At 73.8% G+C, this 16,597-nt stretch carries 14 protein-coding genes; 9 read left to right on the top strand and 5 right to left on the bottom strand.

Going from position 1 to position 16,597, the window contains the following annotated elements; all coding sequences use genetic code 11:
• The first annotated feature begins 28 nt into the window (after positions 1-28).
• Positions 29-295, top strand: a complete 267-nt coding sequence (locus ACZ3ZE_RS32505; protein WP_123955266.1) for a hypothetical protein — start codon at positions 29-31, stop codon at positions 293-295.
• Between the two features lie 157 nt (positions 296-452).
• On the opposite strand, the gene ACZ3ZE_RS32500 is transcribed toward ACZ3ZE_RS32505, so the two are convergent.
• Both ACZ3ZE_RS32500 and ACZ3ZE_RS32495 read right to left on the bottom strand, forming a co-directional pair.
• A complete protein-coding gene (locus tag ACZ3ZE_RS32500) occupies positions 453-1,229 on the bottom strand; it encodes an ABC transporter permease (protein WP_361169988.1) in 777 nt (258 codons plus the stop codon).
• The gene (locus ACZ3ZE_RS32495; RefSeq protein ID WP_363292103.1) at positions 1,226-2,182 is read right to left on the bottom strand and encodes an ATP-binding cassette domain-containing protein; all 957 of its coding nucleotides are present in this window, start codon (positions 2,180-2,182) and stop codon (positions 1,226-1,228) included. Before ACZ3ZE_RS32495 ends, ACZ3ZE_RS32500 begins: the two co-directional genes overlap by 4 nt.
• An 86-nt stretch (positions 2,183-2,268) precedes the next feature.
• Here ACZ3ZE_RS32495 and ACZ3ZE_RS32490 point away from each other — a divergent pair, with 86 nt between their 5' ends.
• On the top strand, positions 2,269-2,988 hold the full coding sequence (locus tag ACZ3ZE_RS32490; protein ID WP_467261656.1) for a TetR/AcrR family transcriptional regulator C-terminal domain-containing protein: 720 nt from the start codon (positions 2,269-2,271) through the stop codon (positions 2,986-2,988).
• Positions 2,989-3,087: 99 nt separating this feature from the next.
• On the opposite strand, the gene ACZ3ZE_RS32485 is transcribed toward ACZ3ZE_RS32490, so the two are convergent.
• From ACZ3ZE_RS32485 to hmgA, 3 genes are read right to left on the bottom strand one after another with little or no spacing between them, the layout of a single operon-like run.
• On the bottom strand, positions 3,088-4,308 hold the full coding sequence (locus tag ACZ3ZE_RS32485) for a type ISP restriction/modification enzyme (RefSeq protein WP_467261654.1): 1,221 nt from the start codon (positions 4,306-4,308) through the stop codon (positions 3,088-3,090).
• A gap of 14 nt (positions 4,309-4,322) precedes the next feature.
• Positions 4,323-5,072, bottom strand: a complete 750-nt coding sequence (locus ACZ3ZE_RS32480) for a GntR family transcriptional regulator (RefSeq protein WP_361169976.1) — start codon at positions 5,070-5,072, stop codon at positions 4,323-4,325.
• A 42-nt stretch (positions 5,073-5,114) separates the two neighbouring features.
• Complete coding sequence (hmgA, locus tag ACZ3ZE_RS32475; protein WP_361169973.1) at positions 5,115-6,428, bottom strand: homogentisate 1,2-dioxygenase; 1,314 nt, start codon at positions 6,426-6,428, stop codon at positions 5,115-5,117.
• Between the two features lie 150 nt (positions 6,429-6,578).
• On the opposite strand from hmgA, the gene ACZ3ZE_RS32470 reads away from it, so the two are divergent.
• From ACZ3ZE_RS32470 to ACZ3ZE_RS32440, 7 genes are all read left to right on the top strand, one after another.
• A complete protein-coding gene (locus ACZ3ZE_RS32470; protein WP_361169970.1) occupies positions 6,579-8,726 on the top strand; it encodes a right-handed parallel beta-helix repeat-containing protein in 2,148 nt (715 codons plus the stop codon).
• Entirely contained in the window at positions 8,723-9,538 is an 816-nt protein-coding gene (locus ACZ3ZE_RS32465; protein WP_467261652.1) for a hypothetical protein, read from the top strand. The genes ACZ3ZE_RS32470 and ACZ3ZE_RS32465 overlap by 4 nt, the downstream gene beginning before the upstream one ends.
• A gap of 89 nt (positions 9,539-9,627) precedes the next feature.
• A complete protein-coding gene (locus ACZ3ZE_RS32460; RefSeq protein ID WP_467261693.1) occupies positions 9,628-10,902 on the top strand; it encodes a hypothetical protein in 1,275 nt (424 codons plus the stop codon).
• 203 nt (positions 10,903-11,105) lie between these two features.
• The gene (locus tag ACZ3ZE_RS32455) at positions 11,106-11,816 is read left to right on the top strand and encodes a TetR/AcrR family transcriptional regulator (RefSeq protein ID WP_467261692.1); all 711 of its coding nucleotides are present in this window, start codon (positions 11,106-11,108) and stop codon (positions 11,814-11,816) included.
• 102 nt (positions 11,817-11,918) lie between these two features.
• Positions 11,919-14,132: a molybdopterin oxidoreductase family protein gene (locus ACZ3ZE_RS32450; protein ID WP_467261650.1), complete on the top strand. Its 2,214-nt coding sequence runs from the start codon at positions 11,919-11,921 to the stop codon at positions 14,130-14,132.
• Positions 14,133-14,253: 121 nt separating this feature from the next.
• On the top strand, positions 14,254-15,744 hold the full coding sequence (locus ACZ3ZE_RS32445; RefSeq protein ID WP_467261648.1) for a CitMHS family transporter: 1,491 nt from the start codon (positions 14,254-14,256) through the stop codon (positions 15,742-15,744).
• 124 nt (positions 15,745-15,868) lie between these two features.
• Positions 15,869-16,552, top strand: coding sequence for a hypothetical protein (locus tag ACZ3ZE_RS32440; protein WP_361169958.1), 684 nt, complete (start codon positions 15,869-15,871; stop codon positions 16,550-16,552).
• Positions 16,553-16,597 lie beyond the last annotated feature (45 nt).

Here is a 16,597-nt window from a genome sequence, read left to right as displayed (position 1 = left end):
GGGTGCCCTCGTACGGGTGGGGAGTGACATGGAACAGATAGCAATGCGCAGCAGGCCGCGTGTGCCTGCCATTACCTGCGGGAGCAGCGCGACCAGCTCGCGACTCGACCGCCATCTCGCGGTGCTCGGCGGTCCCGCCGTGCCCCAGCGCGAAGCGGCCGAGGCGACGCTGCTGATGCGTGAGCTGACCGCGCGTGAGGTCCCGGTGCACGGTCACCGCAGCCGGAGCTCGCGGGTCTCGCTCTTCGCTCCGCTGCGCCGACTGCGCCGCTCCCTCTTCGGCAACCACAGCTGACGGACCGTCCGGACCGGGCTCCCGCGTACCCCGACGCGGCGCTCCCGCCCGCTCCGCCCGGCCTTCGGCCCGCTTCCGACCGCTCGTTCCGTCGGACGCCGGACGTGTCCCCGCCCGTCCGGCGCCTCACTCCGTCCGCGTCCGGACCTCACGGTCCTCAGGCGCGGGCGTAGCGCCTGACCGCAGCTGGTGCGCTGAGCGCGATCAGCACCAGTGACCACAGCAGCGCCCCGGCCACCGGGTGCGCCACCGGCCAGGCCGCGTCCGCCGGCACGGACGCGTTCCCGAACAGCTCCCGTACCGCCGTCGTCACGGCCGAGATCGGGTTCCACTCGGCGATCGTCCGCAGCCAGCCCGGCATCCCGTCCGTCGGGATGTACGCGTTGGACAGCAGCGGCAGCATGAACGTGGCGCTGCCCAGCTGTCCGGCCGCCTCCTCGCTGCGCGAGGCGAGCCCCAGCAGGATGCCCACCCAGGTCGTGGCGAAGCGGAAGAGCAGCAGCAGCCCCAGGGCGCCCAGCGCCTCCAGGGCGGTGCCCTCGATCCGCCAGCCCATCGCGAGGCCGACCAGGAGCAGCGGGACCATGCCCACCGCGGTCGTCACCAGATCCGCGAGCGCCTGGGCGAGCGGCACGGCGGCCCGGCTGATCGGCAGGGTGCGCAGCCGGTCCGTCACGCCCCGGTGGGTGTCCTGGGCGGCCTGGAACATGCCCGTCATCACGCCGTTCGCCGCCGTCGCCACCAGCAGGCCCGGCACCAGGTAGGCCCGGTAGTCCGCGCCCGGCATGGCGAGCGCGCTGCCGAAGACGTACCCGAAGAACAGCAGGAAGACGACCGGCATGGTCTGGGTCATGACCGTGAGCGCCGGGGCGTGCCGGACCCGCTGGAGATGGCGGCCGAGGAGCGCGCCGCCGTCGTGGACGAGGGAACTCATACCGTGGCCTCCTGGGGCTCGGGGCGGGACGCGCGGCCGGTGAGGCGCAGGAACACCTCGTCGAGGGTGGGCGGCCGCAGCGAGGCGTCGATCAGGTGGATCCCGGCGGCGTCGGCCTCGCGCACGATCCGGGGCAGGGTGAGCGTGCGGTCCGTGGTGACCGCGCCGACGGCGCGCCGCTCGGCGTCCAGGGCCGGCGCCGAGCCGGTGAGCCGGTCGAGCACCCCGGCGGCGGCCTCCAGTGACGCCGGGTCGGCGACGACGATCTCGGCGTAGCTGCCGATCAGCGCCTTGAGTTCGGCCGGGGTGCCGCGGTGGGCGGCCCGGCCCCCGTCGACCACGACGACCTCGTCGGCGAGCTGGTCGGCCTCCTCCAGGTACTGCGTGGTCAGCAGCACCGTCGTGCCCTGGGACGCCAACCCCCGTACGGCGTCCCAGATCTCGCCCCGGCTGCGCGGATCGAGCCCGGTGGTCGGCTCGTCCAGGAAGAGCACGTGCGGCCGGACGATCAGGCTCGCCGCCAGATCGAGCCGCCGCCGCATGCCGCCCGAGTAGGTGCGGGCGGGCCGGTCGGCGGCCTCGGCGAGTCCGAACCGCTCCAGGAGCTCGTCGGCGCGGGAGCGCGGGGCGCGCAGGAGGCGGGCGAAGAGGCGCAGGTTCTCGGCGCCGGTGAGGTCGCCGTCGACGGAGGCGTACTGCCCGGTGACCGCGATCCGCTCGCGCACCCCGGCGGGGTCGCGGACCACGTCCCGCCCGGCGACCCGGGCGCTGCCGGCGTCGGGGGCGGTGAGGGTGGTGAGCACCCGCACCGCGGTGGTCTTGCCCGCCCCGTTGGGTCCGAGCACCCCGCAGACGGTGCCCTCGGGCACGGCCAGGTCGAGCCCGCGCAGCGCGTGGACCTCGCCATAGCGCTTCTGCAGACCCTCACTAAGTACAGCGTACGTAGTTGTCATGCGGTGACGATAGCGCACTACGTACGCTGTACGTAACAAGGTGGGTCGAGGGCGTCATTACGATGGGGCCGACGAGGTGGTGAGCGATGGCGGGCCGAGCGGCCGAACCCGAAGTGATCTGGGCGCGCCCCGAGCGCACGGGCCGAGGCCCCAGACCGGCCTACAGCCGGAGCGATATCGCGGCCGCGGCCGTGCGCATCGCCGACGCCGACGGCATCGACGCGGTCTCCATGCGCCGGGTCGCCGCCGAACTCGGCTGCGGCACCATGTCGCTGTACAACTACGTGCCGCGCAAGGAGGACCTGTACGAGCTGATGGTCGACGCGGCATGCGCGGAGTACGAACTCCCCGACACGCCCAGCGGCGACTGGCGGGCCGACATGACCGGCCTCGCCCGGCAGACCCGCGCGCTCATGTACCGGCACCCGTGGCTGTCCCGCGTGATGACCACGGCCTACGGATTCAGCCCGCACGCCCTGCGCTACCTGGAATGGTGCCTGGGCTGCCTGGAGCCCCTGGACGTGCACCCCGGCCTGAAGATGCAGCTCATCGCGATGGTCAACGGCACCGTCATGGCCACCGTCCGCAACGAGCAGGCCGTGGCCGAGCGGGCCCGCGGGCTTCCCTGGTCCGAGGAGCAGGAGCAGGCGGTGCGCGGCGCCTATCTGATGGGGCAGTTGGCCGGCGGGGCCTACCCGCACCTCGCCGCGCTGCTCGCCGCGTCCCCCGAGCCCGGCGACGCCGAGGAGGTCTTCGAGCTGTCCATCGCCCGGCTGCTCGACTCCTTCGCGCCGCCGGGGGGCTGACGGGGGTACGGCCGGGGCCTATGGCGGAGCGCGGCAGGGCGGGGCATGGCGGCGCGGGTCTCGCGTCACGGGCTCGCGAGGGCTCCCGCCCCGGGCCCGTCACAGGAGCATGAACTGCCCCTCCGGGCCCTCCTCCTGGTGGTCGAGCACGGACGCCGGGCGGCGCGCCGCCTCCGGTACGGGCAGCACGCCGGCCGCCCGCAGGGCGTCCTGGGTCACTCCGTCCGGGACCGCCCGCGCCGTGAGCGCCGCGCGCTCCGGCGCGCGCCCGGCGAGCAGCGCGAGGACCGTGATGAGTTCGAGCAGTTCCGAGCTCCACTCCTGCGGCCAGCCACCCGGCCCGATCGCCTCCAGGCTGCCCGGCTCGGCAGGCGCGGTCCGGTGCGCGAACCACTGCTCCAGCATCCGCACACCCCCCACCTCGAACTCCCAGGCACCCGCCGGGACGGGGGAGATCCGCCCCTCGCCCAGGCTCAGGACCTCCTCCGCCGGGTCGTACCCGAGCTCCGTCGGCCGGGCCGGGACCGCCGTCCGTACGTAGGGCCTGCGGCCGCCCGGCAGCCGCGGCCGCGCCCCGCCCCTGGCCCCGCGCAGCTGCACCTCGATGAGCTCCCGGCCCAGGGCCACGCCCGCCGCCCACACCTCCGGGTCGGCGGGCAGCGGCACCCGGCAGCCCGCGGGGGAGGACACGCCCGCCGCCACGGCCCAGGCCGCCACGTCCGGGGCGGCGACCCCGGGCCCGTACCGCGCGCGCAGCAGCGGCAGCAGACCCGGCGTCAGGTTCGGTTCCGCGCCCCCGGGGCGGCGGAAGAGCGGGCGGATCCGGCCGGGGCGGCCTGCGGGGGAGCGCCCGTCGGGCAGCGCGGCCGTCACGAGCAGCGCGGGCCCGGCCGCGCCCGGCACGTACCCCTGCTCGACGACGAACAGCTGGTGCTCGTCGGCGACCCGCCACAGCTCGGGGCGGGCGGTGTCGATCAGCCGGTGGTCGGGGAGCAGCCACTGCTCGTCGAACGGCCCGTGCGCGAGCCGCACCGGCTCGGGGCAGCGGCCCGCCTCCCGGGAGAACCGGACCGTGCCGGTCCGCTGCCCGGGCAGCGCGGCCACCGAACTCGCCGGCGTCCGGGCCCGGCTCGGCCGGAACAGTGCCTCGCGCTCCGCGCCCCGCGCCGCCACGAGCCGGTCCCAGCGGGCCCTGAGGGTGCGCGGATCCGGGGCGACGATCCAGGAGCGGCCGAGCCGCAGCGGGGCCGTGGACCACGGCATGAGGTCGTCGAGCAGGGGCGCGTCGAGCAGCGGCAGGTCCTCCGTCACGCCCCGCATGCTAACGACGCCGGTCAGTGCGCCTCCACCGTGACGGTGAAGGAGAAGCGGTCGCCCCGGTACCGGATGCGGGCCACGTCGACCACCCGGCCCGCGTCGTCGTAGGTGACCCCGGTGTAGTGCAGGATCGGCGAGAGCAGCGGCACCTGGAGCAGGGCGGCCGTCTCGGGGTCGGCGAGCCGGGCCTCGACGGTGTCCGTGATGCGGCTGATCCGGACGCCGACCAGGTCCCGCAGCACCTTCGTCATCGGCCAGCGCTCCAGGTCGGCCGGATCGATGCCGGCCGCGATCTCCGGGAGCACCGCGTTCTCCGCCCAGTTGGTGGGCTCGCCGCTCTCGCCGTCGGCGCGCAGCCGCCGGTAGACCGCGACCTCGGCGACCTCGGGGAAGTACTCGGCGAGCTCACCGGGGACCGGCCCGGTGCCGTGCCCGAGGACGGTGGTCCGCTCGCCGGACTGCTGGGCCACGATCGCGTCGATCGAGCCGAGCAGCCGGCGCGGGGTGGAGCGCCGGGCGCCCGGCTCGATGAAGGTGCCGCGCCGCCGGTGCCTGCTGATCAGGCCCTCCTCCTCCAGTTCCTTGAGGGCCTGGCGCATGGTCAGCACGCTCACGCCGTAGTGCGCGGCGAGCTGCTCCTCGGTGGGCAGCCGCAGCGAGGCGTCAGGGGTGCGGCCCAGTATGGAGGCGCGCAGCGACTGCGAGACCTGGTACCAGAGCGGCAGCTTCCGGTTCAGGACCAGCGAGTCGGGAGCGAAGGCGGTCACGGCTCTCTCCGTACGACGACTACGAGACTTCCGGCCAGGACCTTACGGCCGGAAGTGGCGCTGAAGACCCTGCCATACGTCGTCGTAGCCCTGCTGCAGGTGGTCGGCTCCGGCGGCCTGCGGGGTGGCGGTGATCGGCCAGCGGGTCTCGAACATGAAGGCGAGGCCGTCGTCGACCTTGTGCGGCTTGAGCTCGGCGGCGCTGGCCCGGTCGAAGGTCTCCCGGTCGGGGCCGTGCGCGGACATCATGTTGTGCAGCGAGCCGCCGCCCGGCACGAAGCCCTCCGCCTTGGCGTCGTACGCGCCCTCGATCAGGCCCATGTACTCGCTCATCACGTTGCGGTGGAAGTACGGCGGGCGGAAGGTGTCCTCGCCGACCAGCCAGCGCGGCGCGAAGACCACGAAGTCGACGCCCGCGAGGCCGGGGGTGTCGGACGGCGAGGTGAGCACCGTGAAGATCGACGGGTCCGGGTGGTCGTAGGAGATCGTCCCGATCACGTTGAAACGGCGCAGGTCGTAGACGTACGGCGTGTGGTTGCCGTGCCAGGCGACGACGTCGAGCGGGGAGTGCCCGTAGGTCGCCGACCAGAGGTTGCCGCAGAACTTGTTGACCACCTCGACCGGGCCCTCGACGTCCTCGTAGGCGGCGACGGGGGCGCGGAAGTCGCGGGCGTTGGCCAGGCCGTTGGCGCCGATCGGGCCGAGGTCGGGGAGCTGGAAGGGCGCCCCGTAGTTCTCGCAGACGTAGCCGCGGGCGGCCGCGTCCAGGAGCTCGACCCGGAACCGGACCCCGCGCGGGATCAGCGCGACCTCGCCGGGGCGGACCGCGAGCAGTCCGAGCTCGGTGCGCAGCAGCAGCCCGCCGTGCTCGGGGACGATGAGCAGCTCGCCGTCGGCGTCGCTGAACACCCGCTCCATGGGCGCGTTCGCGTGGTAGAGGTGCACGGCCATGCCGCTGCGCTGGCCGGCGTCGCCGTTGCCGCCGAGGGTCCACAGTCCGGCCAGCCAGTCCGTGCCGGCCGGGGGCTCCGGCAGCGGGTTCCAGCGCAGCCGGTTGGGGTCGGGCACGGTCTCGGTGAAGGGTGCGGTGCGCACGGCGCCGTTCTCGATCCGGGTGAACGGGGGGTGCGCGGCCGAGGGCCGGATCCGGTAGAGCCAGGAGCGCCGGTTGTGTGCCCGCGGCTCGGTGAACGCCGAGCCGCTGAGCTGCTCCGCGTACAGGCCGAGCGGCGCCCGCTGCGGCGCGTTCCGGCCCTCCGGCAGGGCACCGGGGACGGCCTCGGAGCCGTGCTCGTTGCCGAACCCCGTGCTGTAGCTCAGCGCTGCGGCCGTCTTGCCGGCCTGTTCCGCGTTCATCGCGTGCTCCTGTCCTGACGCTCACAACAATCCTATGCATGACCGTAGGATTCCGCTCCCGCTCGCGTCAACAGCTCTTTCGCGGAGCTCTTGGACGAGGTGCGTGCACAAGGGGTTCCAAAAGATGAACAATGCTCTACTCTCTCGCGCATGTCGTGGACCCGAAGGTTCGTTCTCGCGCTCTCCGCCGTACTCGCGGCCCTCGCCGCCACCCTCGTCGCCGCGCCCGCCGCCCAGGCGCACGAGGAACGGCCCGTCACCCTGCCCGACGGCTCCGGCAGCGTGCCCGTGCTGCGCACCGGCGAGCCGGACCTGCTCGTCTGCAAGGCCGACCGGGCGGACTTCGAACGCCGGATCGCCGCCTTCCCGGCCGAGCTCAAGGCCCGCAACCGCGCCCTGTACGCGCGCTGCACCGCCCCCGGCACCCGCCAGGGTTTCCGCCACCTCCAGCAGGCCGTCGACGCCGTGCACCGGCCCGGCATGACCATCGCGATCCTGCCCGGCCTCTACGAGGAGGAGCCCTCCCTGCCCGCGCCCACCGGCGCCTGCGCCACCCTCAAGGCCCCCCGCTCGTCGCTCGGGTACCAGATCCTCAGCTACGAGCAGCAGAAGCAGTGCCCGCACAACCAGAACCTGGTCGCCATCCTCGGCAAGAAGAACCTCCAGATCGAAGGCACCGGAGCCTCCCGCCTCGACGTCGTCGTCGACGCCAAGTACGCCAAGCTCAACGCGATCCGGGCCGACGGCTCCGACGGCGTCTACTTCCGCAACTTCACCGCCCAGCGCACCACCTTCAACTCGCTCTACATCCTCGCGGGCGACGGCTTCGTCATCGACGACGTCCTCACCCGCTGGAACGACGAGTACGGCTTCCTCACCTTCGCCTCCGACCACGGCCTCTACAAGAACTGCGAGTCCTACGGCAACGGCGACTCCGGCATCTACCCCGGCTCGGCCTCGAACATCAACGACGGCCGCGGCTACGACGTCCCCCGCTACTCCATCGAGATCACCGGCTGCCGCAGCCACCACAACATGGTCGGCTACAGCGGCACCGCCGGAGACTCGGTCTACGTCCACGACAACGAGTTCGACCACAACATGGGCGGCGCCTCCATGGACTCCGCCTTCCCCGGCCACCCCGGACTCCCGCAGAACCACGCCCGCTTCGAGCGCAACCTGATCCACGACAACAACGCCTCCTACTACCGGTACGTCGCCGACGGCACCTGCGCCAAGCCGCCCGTCGAGCGCGGCTACGAACAGGGCGTCGTCTGCCCGCAGATCTCCATGCCGCCCGGCACCGGCATCATCACCGCCGGCGGCAACTGGAACCTCTACGAGAACAACTGGGTGTACGGACACCAGCGCGCCGCCTTCTTCCTCAGTGCCGTCCCCGCCTTCATCCGCGGCGAGTCCGCCTGGGGCAAGCAGACCGACACCTCCCACCACAACCGCTACGCCGGCAACCACCTGGGCGTCGACCGCTCCGGCGCCTCCCGGCCCAACCGCACCGACGTCTGGTGGGACGGCCAGGGCGGCGGCAACTGCTGGCAGTCCGACTCCGCCGCGAGCACCCCCACCTCCCTCCCCGCCTGCGGCACCGCCCGCGGCGAGGTCTCCGGAGACACCCGCCGCGTCGTCGGCGAACCCGTCAAACTCGCCCAACTCCTCGTCTGCGCCGACTACAACGTCCAGGCCCGCCGCCTGCCCGCGGGCTGCGACTGGTACGGCGCGCGCGGCATCCAGCGCGTCGAGACCCAGCTGACCCTGGGCGTCGCCGCCGTCCTCGCCCTGGTCGGCACCCTGCTCTGGTGGCGCCGCCTGCGCGGCAGCCGCCTCGCCGCCGTCGCGACCGCCCTGGGCCTGGCCGGCCTCGTCCTCGACGTCGCCGGCTCCACCCTCGCCCTCACCCCGACCTCCGTCCCCGCCCTGGCCCTGCTCCTCACCGGCCTCTGGTGGACCGGCATCGGCCTCGCCCTCCGCGCCGGCGGCACCCGCCCGGTCTTCGCCTGGACCACCGTCGCCCTCGGCGTGCTCACCCTGCTCGACGCCTTCGACAAGGCGGTCCTGATGATCCCCTGGATCCCTGTCAGCCCCGCCTGGGTGCGCGGACTGCTCGCCGTGGTCTGGGTGCTGTGGGCCGTGATCGTCGCCGGCGCCCGCGGTCCCGCCCCGGCCCCTGCCCCGCCCACGACCCCGGCGGCGCCCGCCACCACGGCGGCCACGGGCGATACGGCGGTCACCGGCGGTACGGCGTCCTCGGGCGGCACGGCGGCCACCGGCGGCACGGCGTGAACGCCCCCACGGCCCGAGCCGCCCGCGCCCTGCTCGCCCTCGCCGTCGGCGTCACGCTGCTCTCCGGCTGCGGCGGGCGTGCCACCACCCACCACAAGCCCGGCACCAGCCACCAGGAGGCCACCGGCGGCAACGGCACCCTCCTCGCCGCCAAGGACTCCACCGGACACCGCCTCCGCGAGGTGCCCGCCGCCGGGGCGCCCGGCGTCCGCGCGGAGCTCCGGCCCGACAGCGAGGGCGGCTGGAACGTCCACCTGCTGGTGGAGAGGTTCCGCTTCACCCCCGAGAGCACCGGCGGCGCAGCCCTCCTCGGCCGGGGGCACGCCCGGCTCCTCCTCGACGGGCGCGAGACCGTCCGCGCCTACGGCCCCTGGGCCCACGTCCCGGCCGGCGCCCGCACCCTCACCGTCCGGCTGTACGCCGACGACCACACCGCCTGGGCCGTCGCGGGCCGCCCCGTCGAGGCCACCGTCCGCCTCGCCGACGCAGCCGCCGACGCCACCGGCACCGCGTCCGCCGCGACCCCGCCCGCGCCGCCCGCCACACCGGCCGGCCGCACCCTCACCGTCACCGTCAGCGGCGACTCCGTACAACCACCCCCGTCCCGGGTCGAACTGAAGAAGGGCGAACGCCTCACCCTCCGCGTGACCAGCGACCGCGCCGACACCCTCCACGTGCACGGCTACGACCGCGAACTCCCCCTCCCCGCCGGAACACCGGCGACCCTCACCTTCACCGTGGACCGCAACGGACTCTTCGAGGTGGAGACCCACGAGTCCGGACTCGTGCTGACCCAACTCGTCGTCCGATGACGGGGCTCGCCGAGGCCGGCGCTCCCGCGACCGGCCTGGCGGCCGCCGGACTCCGCGCCGCCGGCCTGCCCGTCCCCGGCCCGGCCACCCTGCCGCTCGCCCACGGCATCGGCGCCCAGCACGACCTGCCCCTCTCGCCCTTCTACGCCTACGCGGGCGCCTTCGCCGCGCTGTTCGTCTCCTTCCTCTCGCTCGGCCTGCTCTGGTCCTCCTCCCGCTTCCGCGGCGACCTGGCCGGCCGCCCCCTGCCCGCCGCCGTCCAGCGCCTCGCCGACGCCCCCGCCACCCGCACCGCGCTGCGGGCCCTCGGCGCCGCCGCCGCGCTCCTCCTCGTCCTCCACCTCCTCCTCGGCCCCGACGACCCCGACCGCAACCCCGCGCCCGGCGCCGTCTACGTCCTCCTCTGGGTCGGACTCGTCCCCGCCTCCCTCCTCCTCGGCCCCGTCTGGCGCCTGCTCAACCCACTCCGCACCCTCCACGCCCTGCTCCGGCGCCTCCTCCCCACGGGGCGCCCGCCCCGGCCCCTGCCCGCCCGGCTTGGCATCCGGCCCGCCGCCGCCGGACTCCTCCTCTTCACCTGGCTCGAACTCGTCGCCCCCGACAACACCACCGCGGCCGTCCTCCTGACCGCCCTCGGCGCGCACACCGCCGTCCACCTCCTCGGCGCCGCCCGGTACGGACCCGACTGGTTCGCCCACGCCGACCCTTTCGAGGCCTACTCCTCCCTCCTCGCCCGACTCTCCCCACTGGGCCGCCGCGCCGACGGCCGCCTCGTCCTGCGCTCCCCCTTCAACGGCCTCGACGCCACCCCGCCCGTCCCCGGCCTCGTCGCCTCCGTCTGCGTCCTCCTCGGCTCGACCGCCTACGACGGCCTCTCCGACAACCCCCGCTGGATCGACGTCCTCCAGACCTCCGCCCTCGGGCGCACCCCCACCGCCACCCTCGGACTGCTCGCCGCCGTCGCCCTCGTCGCCCTCCTCTACGGACTCTGCGCAGGCGCCCTGCGTCTGCTGAACCGCGAACTCACCACTCCGCTCACCTCCTTCGCCCACTCGCTCCTGCCCATCGCCCTCGGCTATCTCGTCGCCCACTACTTCTCACTCTTCGCGACCGAAGGGCCACGTACAGTCATCATGGCAGCGGGCACTGACAACGCCCCCTCACCCGCTCCGCCCCTGTGCCCCGGCGGCCTCGCCACCCTCCAGGTCGCCTCGATCGTCATCGGCCACGTCCTCGGCGTCATCGCCGCCCACGACCGCTCCGTCCGCCTCTTCCCGCCCGACCGGGCCGTGGCCGGACAACTCCCGCTGTTCGGGCTGATGATCGCGTACACGCTCGGGGGGATCGGGCTGCTGATCGCGTGAGCCGGGATCCGGCCTCGGGTGCGGATCCGGCTCGGCCCCGGCTCGGCCCCGACCCGTCTCCAGCCTCGGCCTCGGCCTCCGTACCAGCCTGGATCCGGCCAGTCTCCGGCCTCCGCCTCCGTCCCGGCCGGAGCGGCCTGCCGGCCGCCGGCCCCCGATCGGGAACGGCCCGCTGATCGCCCGACCTCGACCGGAACGGCATGATGGTCCCCGTGCCCCAGTCCGACCCGCAGTCCTCGCCCACGCAGCACACCGTTCAGTCCGTTCAGACCGTTCAGGGCGTCCAGGCCGTCCAGGCCGTTCCGGCCCTCCGCCGCGCCCCCGTGCAGCAGCGCAGCGCCGAGCGTCTCGCCCGGATCCTCGACGCCTGCGCCGAACTCCTCGACGAGGCCGGCTACGAGCAGCTGAGCACCCGGGCCGTCGCCGCCCGGGCGGGCGTTCCCATCGGTTCCGTGTACCGCTTCTTCGGGAACAAGCGGGCCCTGGCCGCAGCCCTCGCCCACCGCAACCTCGACCGCTACGCCGCACGCATCGCCGCGCGGCTCGACGTGCTGCCCGCCGACGGGGATCACGCCGTCACCGCCGTCGGACTCGTCGACGCCGTCCTCGACGAGTACATCGCGATGAAGCGGACCGTGCCCGGCTTCGCGCGCGTCGACTTCGGCATCCCGGCCCCCGGCGAGGCGGGCGAGGAGCACCCCAACCAGCTCGTCGCCGACCGGATCTGCGGCCTGCTGGCCGCCCCCCTCGGCCGCTCCGCCGACGAGGCGCTGCGCCGCAAGGTGCTCGTCGGTGTCGAGGCCACCGACGCCCTGCTCCAACTCGCCTTCCGCGCCGACCCGTCCGGCGACCCCGCGCTGATCGCCGAGACCCGCGCCCTCCTCCGCTCCTACCTCGTGCCCTTCCTCGGCTGAGGGGCCGGAGCGAGGCCCGCGTCAGGACCTGTCGCACCTCCCAACCGGTCGGTATGCTCGCGACTGCCCGCGCGCCACCGCCGCCGCCCCAGGGAGACCGCCATGTCCACCGCCCTGCGCATCTGCCCCCTGTGCGAAGCGACCTGCGGGCTCACCCTCACCCTGGACGGCGACCGGGTCACCGGCGCGCGGGGCGACCGGGACGACGTCTTCAGCCAGGGCTTCCTCTGCCCGAAGGGCGCCGCCTTCCCCGAGGTCGACGCCGATCCCGACCGGCTCACCGGCCCTCTCGTCCGCGACGACGGGGTGCTGCGCCAGGCCACCTGGGACGAGGCCTTCGACCGTATAGCCGCCCGCATCCGGCCGCTGATCGAGGAACACGGGCCGCACGCCGTGGGCATCGTCCTCGGCAACCCGAACGTCCACACCATGGCGGGCGCCCTCTATCCACCCCTCCTCCTCGGCGCCCTGCGCACCCGCAACCTGTTCACCGCGTCCACCCTCGACCAGATGCCCAAGCACGTCTCCAGCGGACTGCTCTTCGGCGACGCCTTCGCCATCCCCGTGCCCGACCTCGACCGCACCGACCACCTGCTGATGCTCGGCGCCAACCCGCTCGACTCCAACGGCAGCCTGTGCACCGCCCCGGACTTCCCCGGCCGGCTCAAGGCGCTGCGCGCCCGGGGCGGCACGCTCACCGTCGTCGACCCCCGCCGCACCCGCACCGCCCGCCTCGCCGACCGCCACCTCGCCATCCGCCCCGGAGCGGACGCCCTCTTCCTGGCCGCCCTCGTCCACACCCTCTTCGCCGAGGACCTCGTCCGCCTCGGCGCGCTCGCGCCCCACGTCGAGGGCGTGGCGGAAGTCCGGGAGGCCGTAAGCGCGTTCACCCCCGAGGCGGTCGCCGCCGCGTGCGACCTGGACGCCGACGTCATCCGCACCACCGCCCGCGAGCTGGCCGCCGCCCCCACCGCCGCCGTCTACGGGCGGATGGGCTCCTCCACCGTCGCGTACGGCACCCTCGGCAACTGGCTCGTCGACGTCCTCAACGTGCTCACCGGCAATCTCGACCGGCCCGGCGGCGCCCTCTTCCCGCTCTCCGCGACCGCCCCCGCGCCCCGCCCGGCGGGCCCGGGGAAGGGCTTCGCGCTCGGCCGCTGGGCCAGCAGGGTCTCCGGCCGTCCCGAGGCCAAGGGCGAACTCCCGCTGGCAGCCCTCGCCGAGGAGATCGACACCCCGGGGGAGGGGCGCGTCCGGGCGGTGATCACCGTGGCCGCCAACCCCGTCCTGTCCGCGCCCGACGGGCGCCGCCTCGACGCCGCGCTGGGCTCCCTCGACCTGATGGTCAGCGTCGACCCGTACCTCAACGAGACCACCCGGCACGCCGATGTCGTGCTGCCCCCGCCGCCGCCCTCGCAGAGCGCGCACTTCGACTTCGCCTTCAATCAGTTCGCGGTGCGCAACCAGGCCCGCTACACGCCCGCCGCCGTGCCCCTGGGGGAGGGGCGCATGGACGAGTGCGAGATCCACGCCCGGCTGATCCTGGCCGTCTCCGGGCTCCACGGCGCCCCGCCCTCGGCCGTGGACGAGCTCGCCGTCGACACCGCCCTGGCCAAGGCCGTCGCCCAGGAGCACTCACCCGTCCACGGCCAGGACCCGAAGGCCCTGGCCGCGAGCCTCACCGGCGCCACGGGGCCCGAGCGGCGCCTCGACCTGATGCTGCGCCTCGGACCGTACGGACTCACCCTCGACGCCCTCCGCGCGGCGCCGCACGGCATCGACCTCGGCCCCCTCGCACCCCGGCTGCCCGGTCTCCTGAAGACCCGCAGCGGCCGGATCGAGCTGCTGCCCGCACCCCTCGCGGCCGACCTGCCCCGCCTGCGCGCGGTGCTCGATCACGTACCCGACCCGGGCGTGCTGCGGCTCGTCGGGCGGCGTCATCTGCGCTCCAACAACAGCTGGCTGCACAACATCCCCGCCCTCACCGGCGGTTCCAACCGCTGCACCCTCCAGGTCCACCCGGACGACGCCACACGGCTGGGCCTCGCCGCCGGCGGCCTCGCGCGCGTCAAGGGCGCCGGCGGCGAGCTGGAGGCCGAGGTGGAGATCACCGACACCGTGCGCCCTGGGGTGGTGAGCCTGCCGCACGGCTGGGGCCACGACCGCCCCGGCACCCGTCTCGGGGTCGCCTCCGCCCGCCCCGGCGTCAACGTCAACCAGCTGCTCGACGGCTCCCTGCTCGACCCGCTGTCGGGCACCGCCGTCCTCAACGGCTTCCCCGTCCAGGTCGCCCCGAGCGGAACACCCCTGCCGTGACCTGGGGTTTTGCTCGTATTGCTCACGCGTCAACATCTTGTTAACGCGGGAACCGGCCACCTACCGTCATCCGCACCGCCGCTCTGGCGGGAGTTCAAGGGTGAACGTGAGGTGTCCTCCCATGCTGACCATCCTCGGCTTCGCCATGATCGCGACCTTCCTGGTCCTGATCATGACGAAGAAGATGTCGCCGATCGCGGCGCTCGTGCTGATTCCCGCGCTGTTCTGCGTCGCCGTCGGACAAGGGGCCCAGCTGGGCGACTACGTCATCGAAGGCGTCGGCAAGCTGGCGCCCACGGCCGCGATGCTGATGTTCGCGATCGTCTACTTCGGCGTCATGATCGACGTCGGCCTGTTCGACCCGATCGTGCGGGGCATCCTGCGCTTCTGCAAGGCCGACCCGATGCGGGTCGTGGTCGGTACGGCGGTGCTCGCCGCGATCGTCTCGCTGGACGGCGACGGCTCCACCACCTTCATGATCACCGTCTCGGCGATGTACCCGCTCTACAAGCGGCTCGGCATGAGCCTGGTCGTCATGACCGGCGTCGCCGCCACCGCCAACGGCGTCATGAACACCCTCCCCTGGGGCGGTCCGACCGCCCGCGCGGCCACCGCGCTCAAGCTGGACGCGGCCGACATCTTCGTGCCGATGATCCCGGCGCTCGCCATGGGCCTCCTCTTCGTCTTCGCCCTCGCGTACGTGCTGGGCCGCCGCGAGCGGAAGCGCATCGGCTACCTCAGCCTGGACGAGGCGCTGGTCCCGCGGACCGAGAGCGAGACCGTGCTGGTCGGGGCGGGCGGCGGCGGTGCCGACGCGGGCGCCAAGGGTGGCAAGGTCGGCAAGGGTGCGAACGGCATCAAGGGCGGCAAGGGTGCGGACGGCACCAAGGGAGCGGGTTCCGGTGGTGACCTTCCCGAGGACGCCGGAACGGGCACCAAGGAGGGCGCCGACGAGGAGGCCGGCGGCGGCTTCCAGGGGCTCGACCCGAACCGCGCGACCCTGCGTCCCAAGCTGTACTGGTTCAACGCCGGGCTCACCGTCGTCCTGCTCGCCGCGATGATCATGGAGCTGCTGCCGATCCCGGTGCTGTTCCTGCTCGGCGCCGCGCTCGCCCTCACCGTCAACTTCCCGAACATGGGCGAGCAGAAGGCCCGCATCGCCGCCCACGCGGACAACGTGCTCAACGTCTCCGGCATGGTCTTCGCCGCCGCCGTCTTCACCGGTGTGCTCACCGGCACCGGCATGGTCAAGCACATGGCCGACTGGCTGGTCGGCGCCATCCCCGAGGGCATGGGGCCGCACATGGCCCTGGTCACCGGAGTGCTGAGCCTCCCGCTCACCTACTTCATGTCGAACGACGGCTTCTACTTCGGCGTCCTGCCGGTGCTCGCCGAGGCCGGCGCCGCGCACGGCGTGTCCCCGCTGGAGATCGCCCGCGCCTCCCTGGTCGGCCAGGCCCTGCACATGTCGAGCCCGCTGGTCCCGGCGGTGTACGTGCTGGTCGGCATGGCGAAGGTGGAGTTCGGCGACCACACCCGGTTCACCGTGAAGTGGGCCGCGCTCACCTCGCTGGTGGTGCTCGCGGCCGGGATCCTCTTCGGGATCATCTAGGCCCGGACGGGTGGAAGTCGGAGGGTGGCACGGCACGGTGCCACCCTCCGTAGTCATGTGATGACCAATAGTCAGATTATCGGTTCATTGACCCGGTGTCTGTATACGACTGGAGGAACTCCGCATGACCGCTCAGGCTGCCCGTCCCCTGCTCTCCGCCGCCGTCGTCGGCCTCGCCCTGGGTGCCGTCACCCTGGCTGGCGCTCCCGCCGCTTTCGCGGCCCCCGGAGACGACGGCGACATCAAGGTCCACCATGCGGGCACGGTCGAGCCCGACCAGAGCAACGACCCCCAGGTCTGCGAGTTCCACTTCGCCGCCTTCAACTTCAACGACCTCACCACGATCCACTGGGACATCTACAACCAGCCCCCGGGCACCCCGCCGGCCGTGCGGTCGGGCGACATCGCCCTCGACTCCGCCCACAACGGCTACAGCCCCGACATGACGCTCCCCGACGGCATGTACAAGGTCGAGGTGACGTGGGTGGGCCAGCAGGGCGCCAAGAAGAGCAAGGTCTTCCGGGTCAGCTGCGACAACCCCACCACCCCGCCGACCACGCCGCCTCCTTCCACCAGTGGAGGTAGCAGCAACGGAGGCGGCGACAACGGGGGCGGAAACGGCGGCCACGGCCACCACAAGCCGCCGCACGGACCCGTCGGCGCGGGCGGCGGCGGAGCCGCTGACACCACCGCCTCGGACGACGGCTCCGCCTTCGGCGTCGGATCCGCCCTCGCCGCCGGTCTCGCGGGCACCGCCGGCCTGATCCTCATCCGTCGTGCGCGCCGCCGCAACGATGGCGCCGCGTAGGTCCCCCGACCCGCGCAGGACGGTATCCACCGGCCGGGCTCCCTC

It is taken from the genome of Streptomyces sp. NPDC023157 (assembly GCF_055560575.1).
The sequence above is the reverse complement of the archived record's forward strand: the minus strand, read 5'-3'. Positions and strand labels throughout refer to the sequence as shown.